The organism is Desulfogranum mediterraneum DSM 13871 (genome assembly GCF_000429965.1).
Lineage (GTDB): Bacteria > Desulfobacterota > Desulfobulbia > Desulfobulbales > Desulfobulbaceae > Desulfogranum > Desulfogranum mediterraneum.
In genome coordinates, this window is the sequence record NZ_AUCW01000038.1 from 1 (window position 1) to 18,384 (window position 18,384).

Here is an 18,384-nt window from a genome sequence, read left to right on the forward strand (position 1 = left end):
CAATCATTGATGCGCTGGCATGAAATTGTTGGGTTCATCCAACCGAACAACCGGAGCTGTTAAAAAAAATTCCCTTAAAAATGGTGCAAACGGGGTCCAGGGTAATTTTCAAGGTTCCCTTAAGTAAAAATTCCTTTTTGTGGCAGCGGTGAGTTATATGCCATACACATCCCGGAATATAATATCGCTTGGCACGTGCCATTTTTTACGTTTTCCCTTAGAGTTCCAATTTTGATACCAAAAACATTAACCTAAGGCGGTCTCTGCACCTTGCAATTTGCTTATTTGCTATTATTACAAACCATTATGTAGGCCCGACCCGATTTGGGAATCCTGCCGGATTTCACCCATAGATTTGTCTGAAGAGGCCTGAAAATCAGGCAGGAGGCGGCACCGCCTGTTCTGCAACTATGACAAAGAGCCATATAACCTCTCTATATTTTCTTATTAACGTTAAACTCACTGAATTATCAGGAACATGTCCTACATACTGTAAAACCGAAGATTCCCGGAACTGTCGGGTATCTACTCGGTTCCAATGGTAATCACTCAAGTATTTTATTAATACGCCCAATAACGCGTTCACTGGAAAGAATTGAGTCATGATCCTCGTTGAAAGGAAATACCTGCACGGCATCTTCTTGTGCCCGGTAGTCGATTTCACTGGCAAGCTCAATCGTACCGTCATTATTGCCCATCATGAGGCTGAAATCCCCCCGGACTCCAAAGAGAAGATAAAATGCGATCTGGTCGGGCAATGGCTTTTCATAAATATATCTAAGCAGATCGCTGTCTGGAGCCACATCGTGCCAGCTTGGCACTGCAACCGGGGCATTTTTAACACCCATTTCAGCAGTCCTGACGCCTGCCCAAGGTGTTGACATTGAAATCAATTTCCTGATATAGGTTTCCCCATCTTCAATAGCGTTTTTGCGGATAAACGCCCGGGAAACAAGTCCGCCCATACTGTGGGCGATGACGGCTATCTCTTCAAAATTATAGTCTTCGTCTAATGACTTTATCAATTCATTCAGGGCATAAGCCATTGTATCGATCCTAAGCCCCGACGGATAATAGTAAAACCAGGCCTGATAGCGAGACCGGTCCATTTTTTCCACTATATGCCTAAAACCTATAGGGGTACCGTTTGCTCCATGAACAAACAGTATTGGGATCTTTGATGGATCGTAAGGTTCCAAAAAGTATATTCCAATTCCAACATCGCGCATAAAAGTAAGCGGCTTCCAGTATCCCATATAACCGTTTTTTTGAACGAAAACCGGATTATCCAAATCGGTGACCACCCCTACTTTAATCCATGACTTGTCAGAGAGAGAGTCAATTTCGATCTCTCTTGGCAAATCATGACAATAACCTGAGGCCTCATTAAGGTCGATGTCGTGGATCTGAACCCCAGGCCCGGAGGCGGTCACCGAAATTAATCGGGATTGATTGGCGCACCCAAACTTCTCACCATCCTGATGGCTCAAATCATGATTTCTATCCTCATAGGCTGCAATATAGTAGTCCCCTTCCGAAACCATGAAAGAATAGTGCCCGACAGGATCCAGAATAGAATAATCAACAAGCTCCATCTGACTTGCTTCGACCCTGTACAAAACCACAACCGTTGGTATCTTGCCAGGTGCAAGATTATAGATTTTTCCATTCAAGCCATAGGTAGCTGTCAACTCAACTAGCTCTTCATGTAGCCCGAGCATGGAACACCCAGAAGAAGAAACAGCCAAGCCGAAGCATACATACCATGAGATCGCTTTAAGAAACCGGTGTGAAAACATCCTCCCTCCCCTCCCTCTTATTAATGAGGGAAGATAAAGCAACATTCTTTCTGTAAATTCGAAACGTTCTTTCGGGCCTAATTACTGTGGAACGCCTTGGTAGTCCAGGTTTCCAAAGCTGTAAGGATCAAGCCCAAAACCTGAGCCCATACATATCAGGTCGGGCCGACGCAACAGCTTGTTATTTACTGGTAAACATTCCAGAGGTGGCTGTTATTTTGACTTAGCCTTGCATTTTGAGGGGCAAAATCAGCATTGTAAGGAATCATATCCTCCCGGAGTTCAAATCCTTTATGAATTTGATTTTTCTCCCGGTAAACCACCTTCACCCCCAGTTTTTTTACTATGTCTTCGATATATTCTTCGTTGCCAACGGCAATGGCTTGTGACCATTTGCAGTCCCGTTCGTGCCTGTCAGTTTTCAGTGCTTCCTCCAACCACCTTGCATGTGCCTCTTTAAGCATAGATACTGAATCAAGCCCGAGAAGTTGAGATAAACGCTTATAATTGATGATGGCATAGCGTTGTTTTTGGTTTTGTATTTCGTTATATCCGCTCCAAACCCATTCTGACGGATGGAGCACGATCCCCGTGCGAACCATGTTCAGGTCAATATATATCAGGCAGTTAAACAGGTGTGTTCCACTTTGGATGGCCGTTGCATGGTAGCGGTCTTCCCAAAAGGCCCCTTGTCGTTTCTTTCGCCGGTTAAACTCCTGCCCTGTTTGACCCGCTATTATTTGGATGGACTTCGGTATTGTATCCCTATCGCCGTCATCTGAAACCAGCAGGTGGATGTGGTTTGATGTAACCATATAATTCAGGACCACAAGACCATATCTTTGTTTTGCCTTGTAAAGCAATTCCAACCAACAGTTCCTGTCTCGGGCGAACTTAAGTAAAAATTCCTTTTTGTGGCAGCGGTGAGTTATATGCCATACACATCCCGGAATGTAATATCGCTAGGCACGTGGCATTTTTTCCGTTTTCCCTTAGAGCTCCAATTTTGATACCAAAAACATTAACCCAAGGCAGTCTCTGCGCCTTATAATTTGCTTATTTTCTATTATTACAGCCCGTTATGTAGGCCCGACCCGATTTGAAATTTGGAGGATGCCCTGAACTACAGGTTCTATGTTGCTGCCACTAAGGAGGCGTTGCCAAAAGGGTAGCGCTATATAGTCCGACCATAACAGGTAGCCGCCCTTTCCTACTGGACGAATTTCTAAGAAATCCTGTTTGGTGCGATATATGCCTATGCCAATCTGCACCGGGTCTTCTACTGAAGCGTTGGCTTCTTTGACCAAATCCAGAATCTGATTAACGCTTTTGTCTCCAAGTTCCTCCTGGTCCGTGTCTTGAGTACGGTAGGTTTTCATTTGTTCTGCTCTCATACAGCCTTCTCGCAGCGCCACTGTACAGAGGCGGCTAGCGGTTATTTATTACCTCTCAAACTGCCTTGAATACGATGCTATTGTTCGCCGACAAAAAAAGGCCTGAACTGGTTTTCACGCTTTTGGAGGGCTGCTTCGATGGCCAGTAGCATCCGTTCCCTGGCAGCAGGCAATGGACCTTCAATGTTGAGATAATTGGTATAGTGGTCACTGGCCAGATATGAGGTCACTTCCAGTCGTTTGATGATTGCTGCAGTCTCCTCTAAAACTTCATGGGGACTGAGCATAATGAAGGTGCCATCCATCACATCTTGTAACAGGGGGGTGTTTTTTTTGGGGACAAAGGTTCGCAACCTGATGAAATCAGGAGAAATCCGGTTGAGAACCCTGGCGGTTTCCACCGCATGTTGCTCTGTCCGTTCCTTGCCGCCGATGCCAAGAATTACATAGAGGCTCAGTTCAATCCCGGCATCCATTACGTATCTTCCGGCCGCAATCTGTTCTTCGCTGTTTGTTCCTTTTCTGATGCGTTCTAAAATCGCATCATCCCCTGATTCAAGACCGACGTGTATCCGGGAGAGGCCGGCTTCTGCCAGTGTTTTCATTCCCTCAGGCCCTTTGTGGCCAATATATTGGGAAGAGCCGTAAACTGTTATTCGCTCAAGATTGGGGAAGAGGGCTTTGCCATAGCGGCAAATTTCAGCTAAGTCATCGGTCTTCATGGCAATGGTATTGCCGGCAGGGAAGAAAAGAGTTTGAACGTGCTTACCATAGCTGCCCGCCGCCTCATCCATGTCTTCCTTGATATCCTTAACCGGTCGAACTTTATATCTGGTCCCATCCTTATACACCATGCAAAATGTGCAGCGGTTATTGGGACAGCCGACCGTCGCCTGGATTAACAGAGAGTCGGCTTCACTGGGGGGTCTATAGATTGGGCCTTCGTATCGCATTTTTTATCTTCTGGTGCCTGTGAGCAGAGAGGTGGCTCCGTTCGTTTGGACAAGCTTTACTGCTTCTAAGGTGCAATCTCCTGCCTGGTTACGCTGCCTGTTCGACCGTCGGCAACATTACGGCATACGCCTCATCGGGTGTCTTCTTCTCTAATTTTGAATGGGGTCTATTGCGGTTGTACCAATCAAGACAGCGCATGATCGATTTGCGGGCCTCGGCGATTGAGTCATAGGCGAACAGGTAGATCTCCACATATTTCACTGTTCTCCATAAGCGCTCAATGAATACGTTATCACGCCAGGCTCCCTTTCCGTCCATGCTGAGTTTGCAGCCGCGATCTCGTACCGCCTTGACGAACTCATCAGCAGTGAATTGACTCCCTTGGTCAGTGTTAACGATATCAGGGGTGCCGTAACGGTTGAACGCTTCCTGAAGAACTTCGACGGCATTGCTCGCCTCCAAGGTGATAGCTAGCTTGGCCGACAACACCTTTCGGCTCGCCCAGTCGATCACTGCTGTTAGATAGACAAAGCCTCTCGCCATCGGGATATACTTCGTGTCAAGTGCCCAAACCTGGTTGGCCCGGTTTATAGGCAATCCACGCAGGAGGTACGGGTAGACCTTGTGACCAGGATGCTTTTTGCTGGTTTTAGGCTTTCGGTACAGCGCCTCGATGCCCATTTTTTTCATCAGGGTGCCAACCCGCCGGCGACCAACCCAAATGCCACTCCGGCGAAGCTGGTCACTCAACATGCGCGCACCCATGAACGGTTTTTCAAGATGCAGCCTGTCCAGCTGGTGCATTATTGCCAAGTCAGCATCAGAGACAGGTTTCGGCCGGTAGTAGATGCTGCTTCTACTGATAGCAGCGAACCAGGGAGGCCATGGCCACGGTCTATCATCGCTTTGCGCTCAGCAATCCCGCCTTGTTGAGCGCGCTTTCTAAAAAATCGTTCTCAAGGGTCAGTTGACCGATCTTGGCATGCAAGGTCTTAATATCTGGACCAGGATCCTTGGGAACAGATTTATTAAAAACGCTTGATGCATCCTCGCTCAGTTGCCGCTTCCAGGTGGTTATCTGATTAGGGTGGACCTCGAACTGTTGAGCAAGTTCGGCCAGAGTCTTGTCACCGGTTATGGCGGCCAAGGCAACCTTTGCCTTAAAGGCTGCCGAGTGTTTCCGGGTACGCTTTGTCATTTTCTACTCCTTTCTGGGCCTATTTCAGACCTCTATAGGTAGCAGATTTTCCACTTAAGGGCTTGTCCAGAATATTGGCGCCACCTCTTTTTCCATACCACCTCAGCATCTTGTACACACATTCATATCTAAAAGTTTAAATTATCTTTTCTGTACTCCTGTTTCACGATAGAATTTATGCAATGGATGTGGAGTCATTTTCCTGATCAGCGGCGATGACCATCTCTTTCGGAACCCATGACCATAGGAAGGAAGGGAGATATCCAGTTCCAGCTAGACGAACAGATCGAACGGTGGCGCTGAAAGATAATGGACAGGGATGGGTGTTTATTCCTCTCCTTTCGTCTTTATGCATTCTGCATTGTTTCCAGGCATAACCCCAAGAGTTATCAAACGATATGCAACCAATACAACCGCCTGAACCCGTCCAATTATCCCAACTTCAAAAACTGTGCGAATATGCCACGCCCTTTGCGTCCAATGCAGAACTCAATGGCCTCTTTGTTGATGCGTTCAAGGAAATCATTGCCTGGCACAAGGTACATAACCCATTTTATGCTGCATTACTTGAACAGCAACACTGTACTGCATCCCAGCTGGACACCATCGACGACCTGGCCAAGGTTCCCTATATTCATGCCAATTTTTTCAAAAGACATGAGAGCCTTTCTGTTGCCCGGGAGACCATAACCGAGCACCTTACCTCTTCCGGTACCTCAGGCCAAAAGTCACAGATGTTTTTTGACGACTGGTCCATCAGGAGTGCGAGAAGGATGGTGGGCTTTATCTACGACACCTACGGCTTTCACACCCCGGAAGAACCAGCCAACTACCTGTTGTTCGCCTATGAACCGCTTCCCGACTTCACGGTGGGCACGACCAACACCAACATTTTTCTCACCTCCTTTGCCAGGCCGAATGGGTTGTTTTTTGCACTACGCCAGTCCGGAGGCAAACATGAGTTTGACCGCTTTGGCACTGTCAGAACCTTGCAGGAGTACGCCGAGCAGGACCTGCCGGTACGCATCCACGGATTTCCCTCGTTTGCCTACTTTACCCTAAGGCAGATGGAGGAGATGAAGATCCGACTCAGCCTGCACCCCGATTCACTGGTAATGTTTGGCGGGGGCTGGAAAGGATATGCCAATGAGGAGATCCCAAAAAAGCGGCTGTATGACCTGATCCATGAGACCCTGGGCATTGCACCTGAGCGGATACGTGATGCCTACGGATCAGTGGAACATTCCATACCGTATATCGAATGCTCAAAACACCGTTTGCATATACCCGTCTGGTCGCGGTTGTTCATCCGTGATATCACTACACTTGAAGTACAGGGGTATGGCAAGCCCGGTTTTATGAACTTTGTCACCCCCTATATCACTTCAGTACCGGCCGTAAGTGTCATGATGGGCGACCTCGGTGTCATGCATCCGCCATCGGTGTGTTCCTGTGGGGCACAGACACCCTGCTTTGAAGTATTGGGGCGCGCAGGTGTCAGCCGGAATAAGAGCTGTGCAGTCTCTGCATCGGAACTGCTGAAAAAGAAAGGGGTATACGATGGCTGAAAAACATCTCTGGCAGGGGCAATGGATTACAGACGAGCAACTTGAAGAGAAGCTTGAAAAGAGCGCCGACTCCGTCAACGCTGTCCTGGGTCAGCCGTTTCCTTTGGAGTACTTCCTGGAGCTTTGTCAGACAATGCACGAACAGTTAGAGGAGAAGGGCGAACTGTATGACTCCTTGCTGGAACGTGCGCTTCAGATTCAGGGCACAAGCCGCTCCAAGGCAGAGGGGATGCTGGAGAGCATCGTCTCGTTTCTCGCCAAGGCACAGCTGCAAAAAAAAATGCGCAGTGAACTCGGTACCAGTAATCCGTTTCACCTTGCGCGTCCCTCCTTTAAGGAAGATCACTTTGAGAGCTGGGCCCCCATGGGGGTTCTGGTGCACATTGCACCGACCAACGTTTTTACCGTCGGCATACTCTGTGTTGTCGAGGGGCTTTTGAGCGGCAATATCAATATCCTGAAGACATCCGCCAGCCAGCATCAATTACCGCAGCTTTTTTTTGCGACCTTTTTAAAGCTCGACACCCTGGATCTGCTCAAACCCTATATCATCATCGCTGAAATCTCCTCCAAACAACGTTCACTGCTGGCACAGCTGATCCGGAGCGGTGACGTGGTTTCCGCCTGGGGCAGTGAGGAGGCGATTAAAGGCGTGCGGGCCATGACGCCCCAAGGCGTTCGTTTTGTGGAATGGGGCCATAAAATATCCTTTGCCTACTTTAGTCGGGAGCACACTGAAAACAGCGAAGCGATGCGCCGGGTCTGTGAGGATATCTGTCTCATCGATCAAAATGCCTGTTCAAGCCCTCAGGATGTCTTCGTAGAGTGTGACAGCTTTGCAGCGCTCAAAGGCTTTGCAGAGAACTTTGCCCAGGTGCTGGCCGGTGTCTCGCAGACCATGGTGCGCACCAAACCTGAAAGTGGTCAGCAGGCAGAGATCAGTACGGTTATCAGTGTGGCAGAGACCGAACAGGCACTGGGGCTGACCCACCTCATCCAGGCAAATGATCACAGCTGGTGTGTTATTGCCGATCAACGCCCGGGCCTGGCGGTATCGCCCCTGTATCGGACCATCTGGATCAAACCGCTGCTTCCGGAAAATATTGTCGCCACCCTCCACCCGATGAAGCGCTATCTGCAAACCGTGGCCTTGATCGCTCCGACGCCGCGTGTCCATGAACTCAGTCGACTTTTTCTGGGCGCAGGCTGCCTGCGGATCAAGCCGCCGGGACAGATGCATGCCAACTATATCGGCGAGCCCCATGACGGTGTCTACGCCCTGCCTTGGTTTATGAAACGGGTCTCCTTGGAGCTGGGTACACAGCTGAGCGGTGTCGGTAGTTTTGAACAGTTTGAAACGCCCTTTGCGCCTGATCCGGGAGACACTCCCCTCATGGACAAAGCAACCTTTCAGCAGCTTGAGGTTGCCCCCGAATATGTCGACCTGACCTTCAAGAGCGGCGGCTCTTCGGGTAAGACCACCTACTCCTATTTCACCTATGAAGATTATCATGCCCAAATGCGCTTGGCGGCGCTGGGCCTGTACGCGGCAGGACTCGACCCTAAGACTGACCGGGTTATCAACATGTTTGCCGCCGGTCATCTCTATGGTGGTTTTGTCAGTTTCTGGAGTATTCTTGAACATCTTGGCATACCGCAATACCCCATGGGGGTGGTGGAGGACCTTGAAGAGGTTGGCCGATTTATTGTGGAAAAACGAATAAACACCATTTTTTCACTGCCGACCTTGATCATGAAACTCTTTGAAACCAATGCTGATCTCTTTCAAAGAGAGCGTCCTCTGAGCAAACTTTTTTTCGGAGGGGACCACTTTGGCGAAGAACAGGTACGCACTCTGAGAGAGAAGTTTGGTGTCCGGACGGTCAGGGCGGCGGCATACGGCAGCAACGATGCCGGCCCCTTGGGCTATCAGTGTCCTGCATGCCGCAGTAACGAGTATCACCTGCTTGGCGGCAGCCAATCACTTGAGGTCTTTGCTGTGGACGGGGAACGACCGGTGGAGCCGGGAGCTGTCGGCCGGCTTATCTTCAGCTCCAAACAACGGAGCGGCCAACAGCTATTACGCTATGATGTCGGGGATTTCGGCTTCCTGCATCCCAACCCCTGCGGCTGCGGCAGGATGGATCCTAAATTTACCCTCCTGGGCCGGAGCAGTGATACCTTTAAGGCGGGCGGACCTTTTTTACGAGTCGACCAGTTTGCGACCCTTTTGCAGCAGGGGTTTGGTTACACTGGTCTGGTGCAGATCGTACTTGACGATAAAGCTGGAATCCGACTGACCATCCGGGTCGAGCCCGACCTCAGTCCCGGAGCAGAAGCCTTGTCATCCTATTTGCTTACGCACTATGAAGAGCTGCATATCAGTGTGAGCGAGTTGGGCCTGCAACTTATCATCGAAAAGATCCCTGCAGACCGGTTTGAATCCGTTGCCCATTCGGGAAAAATACGCCATCTGCTAGACAAGAGGAGTCTGTGATGCGCCGATTACTGGAACTGGTCCGCTTTGCACGACTCCATTCAAAATTTTATAGCGAGCTGTACAAGGGAGTGGCCGAAGATTGCGATGATATTAGCCGCTACCCTGTTATCAGCCAGGAAGCATTTTGGCAGGCCAGCGAGAACGGAGGCGGCGGTCTGCTCACCGCATCTCACCAAAATGGCATCGTCTTTAAAAGCGGCGGTACCGCCGGTAACCCGAAGTACTCCTATTTCACCGCCAAAGAGTGGAACGACTTTACCTCGGTATCCGGGAAAGGATTTCGTCTCAATGGTGTCAAGGCAGGTGACCGGATTGCCAACCTTTTTTATGCAGGTGAGCTCTACGCCTCGTTTCTCTATGTAACTGACCTGATTCAGCAGGCCGATGTCGGTGTCTGCTTCCCCATCAGCGGCCAGACAGCGGTGGCCGAGAGTGTCGCCTTGATGAAGAAACTGGATATCAATGTCATGGCAGGGGTGCCGACCACCATCATGCATGTCATCAGCTACCTCCAGAAGCATGGTGATGCCAGGCCGGAAATCGATCTCATCCTTTTCGGCGGCGAGCCGATGTATCCTGACCAGCTTGAGGCGATAGCCCGCTGTTTCCCTCGGGCAAGGGTGCATTCCATCTTGTACGCATCCGTTGATGGCGGAGAGCTCGGCTACTTTGATGCAGCGACCTGCAAAAACGGGGAACATCGCACCTTTGACGAGAGCACGATTTTGGAAATCGTCGAAGAGGAAAGCGGTGCTGTGATCAGCAGAGAAAACGTCCCCGGTAAACTGCTGGTGACCAACCTGAATCGACGCCTGATGCCCTTGATCCGATACCCGGTGGGCGATCTCGCTGCCTGGAGCGAACCTGAGGGGCGAGCAGACAGAAAATTCAGGCTGCTGGGTCGTTCCGAAGAAGGAGCGCGCATCGGGCCGGCCACCCTCTACGTCCAGGACCTGCTCACTGTCTTTAACCATTTTGCACAGGAGCTCCATATCCTCAACTTTCAACTGCTCATCACCCATGAGCAGCAAAAAGACCGGGTTGTCATCAAGGTTGTCCCGCACCAGCCGGAGCAGGCATCATCAGAACTGGCCACCGCCATTGTTGATCATCTCTATGACCAGCGCAGTATGCTCAAAGAGCTGCTCGCCAAGGGCACCATCCATCCCCTTGGCTTGCAATGGTGCAGCCCCGACGAGCTTGAGAGCAATGCCCGCACCGGAAAGACAAAGCGGGTACTTGATCGTCGCCTGGGAAGTTGACAGGTGTACGAAACCAGCCGGATAACCATCCGCAACGATAGCGATTCCATCGAAGGCGTTGTCGAATATATTCGATTCATTGCTGCCAAGCTGGGGCTCAACGAGAAGGAGCGCTACCGTATCTGTTATGCGGTGGAAGAGTGCCTCCAAAACTCTATCCTCTTTTCTTTTGAAGCCGATGAAGAGCAAGCCATAGATATCGATCTCAACCGGATTGCGGCAGGTATGGAGATCGTTATTCGTGATCAGGGGCTCCCCAGAAACCCGTTTGTCCAGGTTCCGCAAAGCATAGAAGAGATAGCCTCAGACCTCTCCCTTGAGCATATTGCTGAAAAAGATGGAGACCGCATCAGTGCAGTGACTGATTTTGTCATCCACAAACTGCTTGATCGGTACACCTATAAGAATCTGGGAAAGGAGGGACGCTCTATCGAAATGGTGCTCTACGCCTCTGAGGCCCGCATCAACGAAGAGCTGCTGCCGACCAGCCAGGCTGTATCGGCAGCCGATGCAATCTTTTCCGGAATCCGGAACCCCAAACCGGAAGACATCACTGGTATTTCGCGCCTCTTTCATAAAAGCTACGGCTACTCCTATGTCAATGATGTTGTCTATTATCCCGAACGGCTGGAAAAAAAGATTGCCAGCGGCGAACTGATCAGTGCCGTCGCGCTGTCGGATAGCGGCCAGGTTGTCGGCCATATCTCGCTGGCCCAGCCCTTTGAGGGTGCTCAAATCACCGAATGGGGTATGGCCATCTGTGACCCGCTCTTTCGCGGACAGGGGGTTATGAGCCGGCTGATTGAAGCGATCATGGAGCAGGCGAACCGCTCTGCTTACCATGGCGTGTTCTCCCATTCGGTCACCAACCATGGCTTCACCCAAAAAATCTGCAAGGTACACGGATTCTCCGATGTTGCACTCCTTGTCGGCTATGCGGGTTCGGAACTCTCGTTTAAAAAGATACACAACACCCTGCCCCAGCGCGAGACAACCATCATCAACTTCAAGCCATTGAAGCCCGGAGGCGAGGCAGAACTTTTTTCAGCTGAGAAACACCAGGAGATGATAGCGGCACTCTATGGTGGTATTGGCATACGGGTTTCATGGCGCACTGCCGAAACCTCTGCAGGAAACAAAACCCGGACAGAGCTCACTGACACAGTCATTCCAGCTTTGAATATCGCCGAAGTCGTGCTGGGTCAGGTCGGATCCGAAGCCAGAGAGCAGCTCATCGCCGTCACCAGGAAGCTCTGCATCGCCGGAGTGGATCTGATCTACCTCTTTATCGATCTTGAGGATGCAAGGGCCGTTTCCCTGATAGAGGAACTGGAGCAGAGCGGCTATTTTTTTGGGGGTATTTTCCCCTGCTACCACCACCAGCATACCCTGGTGATGCAATACGTGAACAATCTTCAATTCGATTACGAACTGATGGTGGCCCATACCCCACTTGCGCAGGAACTTAAAGAGTATGTCAGGGGACTTGATCCCAACCAGAACCTTTAAGATGGAGAGATATGCAGATCAACACCGATGAACAAGACGGGCTGCTGATTGTTGGCCCCATCGGCAAGCTTGATACGGTTAATGGCCCGGAATTTGGCAAAACACTCGCGCAGCTGTTGGCACAGAAACCATGGCGTTGTCTTATTGACTTAGGCGAGGTCAGCTATATCTCCAGCTCAGGGCTGCAGGTGCTGCTGGTCGGAGCAAAGCTTGCCCGGAACGAGAGGATATCATTTGGAGTTTTCGGGATGAATCCAATGGTTCATGAAATCTTTACCATTTCAGGATTTGATCGCTTCATCGAGTCGTTTGTTGACCGGGACGCGGCTCTGGCCGGGGTGGACGGTGCAGGTTAAGGTTCATCCCGAGGCGCTGTCCCAGGCATTGCTGGAGATTGAGGGAGGCTTATCTGCATTGCCTGAAGATCGACGTTTGAAGGCATTGCTCATCTGCGAAGAGATAGTGACCAATCAGCTCCGTCATGCTGATTTCGAAGGGCGGATTCCTGAAATATCCGTACAAATCAGTATGGAGAAGAATGAGAAGATCAGGCTCCTGTTTCAAGACAATGGGGCACTGTTTAATCCGCTTCAAGCTTCTGATCCCGATCTGAGCACAGAGCTCCAGGATTGCACCCCGGGAGGACTGGGGATATACCTGGTCAAACAGTCTGCCGAAACCATCAGATACAGCTATGAAGATGAACACAGTATCCTGGAAGTGACCCTATGAAAAGTATCTCCATTCGCTTTGCACTTGCATCGGTGTCGGTGGCGCTTGTGATTTTGATCCTGACAGGGATCGTGAAATATTTTTTCATAAAGAAGGAACTGGTGATCGATGCCAGGGAAAAAGTGGAGCTTATTGTCGAAAACAGCCGATATCGTATCGATGAGCTCACCAGCTCTGCCGAGGAAGAGGTTACCCGGGCAATAAACACCTTTAAAAGCACCGGGTTTGATGAGCAGACCATGCGCACCACCTTAGCCCGGACAGTCCAAGACAACCCCTCGATATACGCCATGGCGGTCGCCTTTGAACCCCAGCTGGCCATCACCGCCCCTCCCTGCCTCTATGCTTCCCGAAACGAAGAAAACAGAGCCCTTACCGGGCCGGCTTCGCCGCAATACAACTGCCGTGAAAAAAAATGGTATAGCGGTGCACGTTCCAGCGAACAGGCCCTGTGGAGCGCGCCCTGTTTGGATGAAGGCGGCAGTAACGAACTGATGGCCAGCTACAGTAATCCCTTTTTCCGGGAGGGGAAATTCGCAGGTGTGGTCAGCGTGGGCATCTCTTTGGCAAAACTCAGTGAAACCATCGCCTCAATTCAGGTTCTTGACTCCGGATACTCCTTTTTGCTTTCCAGGGAAGGTACGATCCTGGTGCATCCTGATTCCTCCATGGTGATGCAGCGATATGAAAGCGATCTGTTGGTGCAGGAGCAGATGATAAAGATGGAGGATGAGTGGGTCTATTACGGTTCCTTGGAGGGCACCGGCTGGACCCTGGCCATCATAATACCGCATAATGAACTGTTAGGTTCACTGCACCAGATGACGCTCATCTCCATGATACTGGCAATGGCAGGCGCCATCTTGCTGATTATCACCATGTTTCTGGTCAGTCGACGCATCAGCAGCCCCTTGAAAGAGGTTGCAGCGGTGGCCGATGAAATCTCACAGGGAAATTTTGAGAGAAGAGTTACCGTCCCTGAAAGCAGGGATGAGGTGTATCAGCTCTCAATTGCTGTTAACCGTATGCAGACAGCGATAAAAAACTATATTGAAGACCTTAAACTGGCAACGGCGAAGGAAGAACGTATTGCCAGCGAGTTGGCCATTGCCCGCTCCATCCAGATGAATATGCTGCCTCGCCCCTACCCCAAAGACCATTCGATTGTTATTGAAACGCTGCTGGAGCCGGCCAAAGCCGTTGGCGGCGATTTTTATGATTTTTTTCAGCTTGATGAAGATCGACTCTGTTTCATCATTGCGGATGTTTCCGGCAAGGGAGTACCGGCTGCACTGTTCATGGCCGTTGCCATCAGCACTATTCGAGCGTTCAGCTCAACCTTGTCCACACCGTCGCAGATCGTGGAAAAACTCAACAATACCATCTCTGCCAACAACGATGCCTCGATGTTCATCAGCCTTGTTGTCGGGATACTTGAGATCAGCAGCGGCCAATTACAGTATCTCAATGCAGGGCACCCTCCCCCCTTTGTTATCACCTCCGAGGGGCGTGTTGTCCCCTTGGCCTGCGCTGTTGATCCGGTCGTCGGTGTCTTTGAGGGAACGGTCTATCACAATCACGACCTCCCCTTGCAGGACGGAGAGCAACTTTTTTTATACACCGATGGCGTAAACGAATCTTTTTCATCCGAAGATGAACCGTTTGGTGAGCAGCGGTTGTTACACCTCCTGAAGCAGTGTGCTGAAAAATCTCCGAAGATGACCATCGATCATGTCCGGGAAGGCGTAAAGGCCTTTTGCGGAGAGTGTGAACAAAGTGATGATATCACCATGTTGGTTGTCCGGCATGATTGCCACCAACAGCAAGATACCCCTGCGACACCTCTTGAAGGGTTTTCCCGTTCCTAAAAGCCTGCAACAGGCTCCTACCAGCCCTAGGTCACCATGCGGGCAGCAAACAGGTATGCCCCGCACTTGTCCCGGGCCAGCTCACGGAACCCTGCCATCGCTGCCCGGGCAAAACTCCCTTGCAGAATTACCGGACCCTTGGCAGGGCTTCGTTAGTCAACAGGGTAAAATCATGAAGCGAGACTCTTGCCGAGTAAGCGACCTTATTCTTCTCATACAGGATCAGCAGACCATCAGCCCCTGCCAGGGCATATCCTATGAGCCGATCTATGCTTGGCAGTATTTCCGTATACGATCTTCCTGAGGGGGCACTCAGGGCAATGGTGAGTTTATCCCGGCTGCTCAGACGCTCATCCCTATTGGTATCTGACTTTACAATGGTGTAGATGATGACCCTGGCCTTTCTCTGTTGCTCACGGTAGTCATCTTCCGGTGCAACCTGGCTGCTGAGTATCAGCCAGTTGTTCTCCGGGAGCAGCCAGCTCTTTTCACTGGACTGCAGATCAATAAACAGAATATTCCTATACGAGGTTGTACTCTTTGAATAGTAGGACTGCGCATAGGACTGATCAGATTCCAAGGGAACCATGAGGTGGCCGCTGCCGACTACCGTCCTGATCTTGCCCAGGGTCCACTCCTCCTCCACCCCTTCTTCTTCGGCCAGATTGACGATATTCCCCACCTGGCGACTCCTGAAGAGATCCTGGAGCAGGTGATAGCCCGCAAAGAGCAGCACCAGGATGGCGAGCACCCCGGCAAGGGAGATAACCAGGGCATTAAAGCGCCATATCCTTTTAAAAAATACTGTTTCTTCCATACCTTTCAACTCTCCTGTTAACAGCGCTTCCACATCGGCCGGGAGCATCAGCTCGACACCAGGCTACCTTTCAGACAGGGCCAGCTTCATCCCCAGGGCCAGAAAGACCGAGGAAAAACACCACCGGAGGGTCTTTACCACCCTGGGGCTGCTCAAGACCCGCTGGCGCAACAGGGAGGAGAAGATAGCGTAAGCTATAAAAACAACAATGGTCATGGCCATGAAGAGAGCGCCTAAGATCAGGGTCTGTGCAGCTACAGAACCAGGTTGAGGGTCGATGAATTGCGGCAAAAAGGCCAAAAAGAAGATCGAGAGCTTGGGATTCAGGATGTTGATCAAGATACCCTGGCAAAAGATGGAGGCAGCTGATGATGCATCCTGGCTCAACGGGCCGGCAAGCGGCTCCTTGCTGACCAGGGTCTTGATTGCCAGGTAGACCAGGTAGGCGGCCCCGGCGAACTTCACTGCTGTAAAGGCCAGGGCAGAGGTTTGCAGCAGTACGGCCAACCCAAAGGCGGCACAAAAGAGGTGAAAGGAGACACCGGCAGTGGTCCCGAGGGCAGCATAGATGCTCGCCCTGATGCCACCTGTCAAGCCTCTTGAAATAACAAAGAGCATGGCAGGACCAGGCATGAGAATCACGGTGATTGAGGTCAGGATAAACAGATGAAAGCTTGAGATATCGATCATACGGTCTCCCGGATCAGAGATGGATGCAGCGGCAGCAAACCCTTATCAAGGGTAGCTTGGGGAAGGCGAGAACTCGGCAAAGCAGGAGATCACGGCCCTCTGTCAGCATGCCGGAACAACTCATTGCGATAATTTCCCATCACACTTGTGAAAGGGGTATCCAGATCAGGGCTCAGGATTTATTCTTTACAATGATCCACACGGCATGAACCATTCCCGGTACAATACCGAGTATGGTCAGGAGAATATTTATCCAGAAATGTTTTCCAAAGCCCACCTGCAGAAAGGCGGCAACTGGGGGAAAAATGATGGCACATACTATCTTTACGAGTTCCATACCCCACACCTGTTCTTAAGTTTCACGGTAGCACCACACTGTCGATCTCTATATTGCATCCAACATTCTTTTTTCTGATTGGCGTTGACCTTAAGCGAAGCGACTAAAGGCCACCTTGAAAAAAAGCTTTTCCTTCCAATTTCGGCGTTGCGCTCAAAACTTTATCCTTGGAATATCAGATATATGCCTACGGTAAAATGTATCGCGCGCCTTGACCTTGATCGAAAAATCTAATTTTTCAAGGTACCCTTTTGGAAAACAGAATGGCCACAACCACAGACTTCACGCATCATGGGACTGCTCCTGAGCAGTCGACTGCCCATCATTTTTCCGTTTAAAATCATCCCATTTTACTGCAAGATCAACTTTAAATGATGACTGAAAAGCCGTTTTGAACGCAGTTCCCTCCACAAGGGACAGGACAAAGCTTTTAAAGGACTCTGGATCTTCCTGTTCCAAGAAAGCAACGAACAACATGCATTGAAGGTAAAACATATGGTGTTTACAGGGGTGATCAATCTTCCAATAGCTGGCATACTTGGGAACAATCAAATCTCTTAGCCCAGCTTGGGCATAAGGTATGAAATGATTTCCTGAACGTATATACGCTCTTGCTTCATCTTCCCTGACACGTTCAGCGCCACCGCCATCACTGACATAGACCGCCAAACCTTCAGTAAACCAGGCAGGAATAGTTATATAGCCATAACCTCCAAGGTGTTGATAGAAGTGCAGGTGAGACAACTCATGGACAAGATACGATGTAACATTACCTGGATGATCCAAAATCTCAGGGGAAAGAAATATGCTTTCCCTATACGCCATTGCAGAGACCTTCCTTCCAGTCATCTCCTCAAAACTCTTACCGCTCTCACAGGCGTATATGGTGATGTTTTCAGGAAATGGAGCGTATTGCCCCTCTTCCACTTTCTGTACCGCCAGGGGAAGTGCTGTCAGGAGTTCTGCTGCCAGTTTTTCTGCTCCGGCTTCATACTTAATGCGAGAATCTTTCTTGTGGGTGATAAAATGATCAGTTGATTTAAAAGAATGGCTGAAAGATTGAAACAGGGAGCATCCTGAAATAAAAAATGAGCAGAAAATTAGGACAATAACTGGATAGAGTCTGCCTGAATTCATTGTCTGCGCTGTATAGTTTTTGGATAAACAATCATTTTAGGGAAAAAGCTCTCGCTACCAAGCCATCTCCACTGGTGACCAAAAGGGGTTGGCTGGCAGGGGCTTCAGGGGATACACGCCGCATGCATCCCAGGATAACGACCTAAAATCAAGAGAAAAGTTATCCAAATCAATATATTGAAATTCCTGTTCCCTGGCAAGGGAATAAAAAACACTCTATCCCTGCATGGTCACTCCAGGACTGGATTCCCGCCTGCGCGGGAATGACGACTCCCTCTTCATCCGGATCTACGGGGCATCTCCCAGGGTTGCTGCTCTAAAGATGAGGATGACAATGCAGCGGCTATCTTGCCGGTATCCGGGTTTCTGCCTGGGTGGGCGCGACGACGGCGATTGCTGCTCGTCCCTCACATGCTGGTCCCACACAGCAACAGCTCATCTAGCAGGGAACGGCCTTGGACGATCCCTCTTTATCACCACAGACCGATAAAGCCGTAAGCTCCTTGGTCCTCATGGCCCCGCCCCTACCGTCATGCCCGCGAAGGCGGGTATCCAGGATTGCTCCGCATAGACTTCCCCTCTTCCACCTCCTGCCCACGAAGGCTGAGTCCATCTCTCC

15 protein-coding genes and 2 pseudogenes are annotated in these 18,384 nt (G+C 50.3%); 7 read left to right on the forward strand and 10 right to left on the reverse strand.

Going from position 1 to position 18,384, the window contains the following annotated elements; translation table 11 throughout:
• Positions 1-118 precede the first annotated feature (118 nt).
• From G494_RS28115 to G494_RS26260, 6 genes and pseudogenes are all read right to left on the reverse strand, one after another.
• Positions 119-202 (reverse strand): annotated as a pseudogene (locus G494_RS28115) (transposase); the annotation flags it as partial.
• Between the two features lie 343 nt (positions 203-545).
• A complete protein-coding gene (locus G494_RS0113810) occupies positions 546-1,799 on the reverse strand; it encodes a lipase family alpha/beta hydrolase (RefSeq protein WP_161629996.1) in 1,254 nt (417 codons plus the stop codon).
• Between the two features lie 185 nt (positions 1,800-1,984).
• Positions 1,985-2,752, reverse strand: coding sequence for a transposase (locus G494_RS23555; RefSeq protein WP_332307529.1), 768 nt, complete (start codon positions 2,750-2,752; stop codon positions 1,985-1,987).
• A gap of 126 nt (positions 2,753-2,878) precedes the next feature.
• On the reverse strand, positions 2,879-3,178 hold the full coding sequence (locus G494_RS0113820) for a hypothetical protein (RefSeq protein WP_028585019.1): 300 nt from the start codon (positions 3,176-3,178) through the stop codon (positions 2,879-2,881).
• 92 nt (positions 3,179-3,270) lie between these two features.
• The gene (locus tag G494_RS0113825; protein ID WP_028585020.1) at positions 3,271-4,146 is read right to left on the reverse strand and encodes a radical SAM protein; all 876 of its coding nucleotides are present in this window, start codon (positions 4,144-4,146) and stop codon (positions 3,271-3,273) included.
• Between the two features lie 88 nt (positions 4,147-4,234).
• Positions 4,235-5,345, reverse strand: a pseudogene (locus G494_RS26260) (IS3 family transposase).
• 398 nt (positions 5,346-5,743) lie between these two features.
• Between G494_RS26260 and G494_RS0113840 the strand changes: the two are divergent.
• The 7 genes from G494_RS0113840 to G494_RS0113870 are packed head-to-tail and all read left to right on the forward strand — an operon-like array spanning position 5,744 to position 14,784.
• Positions 5,744-6,913 carry a LuxE/PaaK family acyltransferase gene (locus tag G494_RS0113840; RefSeq protein WP_028585023.1) on the forward strand — a complete coding sequence of 390 codons (1,170 nt, stop codon included), beginning with the start codon at positions 5,744-5,746 and terminating at the stop codon, positions 6,911-6,913.
• On the forward strand, positions 6,906-9,410 hold the full coding sequence (locus G494_RS0113845) for an acyl-CoA reductase (protein WP_028585024.1): 2,505 nt from the start codon (positions 6,906-6,908) through the stop codon (positions 9,408-9,410). The genes G494_RS0113840 and G494_RS0113845 overlap by 8 nt, the downstream gene beginning before the upstream one ends.
• Entirely contained in the window at positions 9,410-10,675 is a 1,266-nt protein-coding gene (locus G494_RS0113850; RefSeq protein ID WP_035246622.1) for a phenylacetate--CoA ligase family protein, read from the forward strand. The genes G494_RS0113845 and G494_RS0113850 overlap by 1 nt, the downstream gene beginning before the upstream one ends.
• 3 nt (positions 10,676-10,678) lie before the next feature.
• Positions 10,679-12,184 carry a GNAT family N-acetyltransferase gene (locus tag G494_RS0113855; RefSeq protein ID WP_028585026.1) on the forward strand — a complete coding sequence of 502 codons (1,506 nt, stop codon included), beginning with the start codon at positions 10,679-10,681 and terminating at the stop codon, positions 12,182-12,184.
• Between the two features lie 11 nt (positions 12,185-12,195).
• Positions 12,196-12,540, forward strand: a complete 345-nt coding sequence (locus G494_RS0113860) for an STAS domain-containing protein (protein ID WP_028585027.1) — start codon at positions 12,196-12,198, stop codon at positions 12,538-12,540.
• Positions 12,530-12,916: an ATP-binding protein gene (locus G494_RS23560; protein WP_035246625.1), complete on the forward strand. Its 387-nt coding sequence runs from the start codon at positions 12,530-12,532 to the stop codon at positions 12,914-12,916. Before G494_RS0113860 ends, G494_RS23560 begins: the two co-directional genes overlap by 11 nt.
• Positions 12,913-14,784 carry a SpoIIE family protein phosphatase gene (locus G494_RS0113870; protein WP_028585028.1) on the forward strand — a complete coding sequence of 624 codons (1,872 nt, stop codon included), beginning with the start codon at positions 12,913-12,915 and terminating at the stop codon, positions 14,782-14,784. Before G494_RS23560 ends, G494_RS0113870 begins: the two co-directional genes overlap by 4 nt.
• Positions 14,785-14,911: 127 nt before the next feature.
• Here G494_RS0113870 and G494_RS0113875 read toward each other — a convergent pair whose 3' ends face one another.
• The 4 genes from G494_RS0113875 to G494_RS0113890 all read right to left on the reverse strand — a co-directional run bounded on the left by G494_RS0113875 (position 14,912) and on the right by G494_RS0113890 (position 17,765).
• Positions 14,912-15,601, reverse strand: coding sequence for a hypothetical protein (locus G494_RS0113875; protein ID WP_028585029.1), 690 nt, complete (start codon positions 15,599-15,601; stop codon positions 14,912-14,914).
• Between the two features lie 63 nt (positions 15,602-15,664).
• Complete coding sequence (locus G494_RS0113880) at positions 15,665-16,291, reverse strand: LysE family translocator (RefSeq protein WP_028585030.1); 627 nt, start codon at positions 16,289-16,291, stop codon at positions 15,665-15,667.
• Positions 16,292-16,463: 172 nt separating this feature from the next.
• Positions 16,464-16,628, reverse strand: coding sequence for a YqaE/Pmp3 family membrane protein (locus G494_RS26265; protein ID WP_035246629.1), 165 nt, complete (start codon positions 16,626-16,628; stop codon positions 16,464-16,466).
• Between the two features lie 282 nt (positions 16,629-16,910).
• A complete protein-coding gene (locus G494_RS0113890) occupies positions 16,911-17,765 on the reverse strand; it encodes a hypothetical protein (RefSeq protein WP_028585031.1) in 855 nt (284 codons plus the stop codon).
• Between the last annotated feature and the right edge of the window lie 619 nt (positions 17,766-18,384).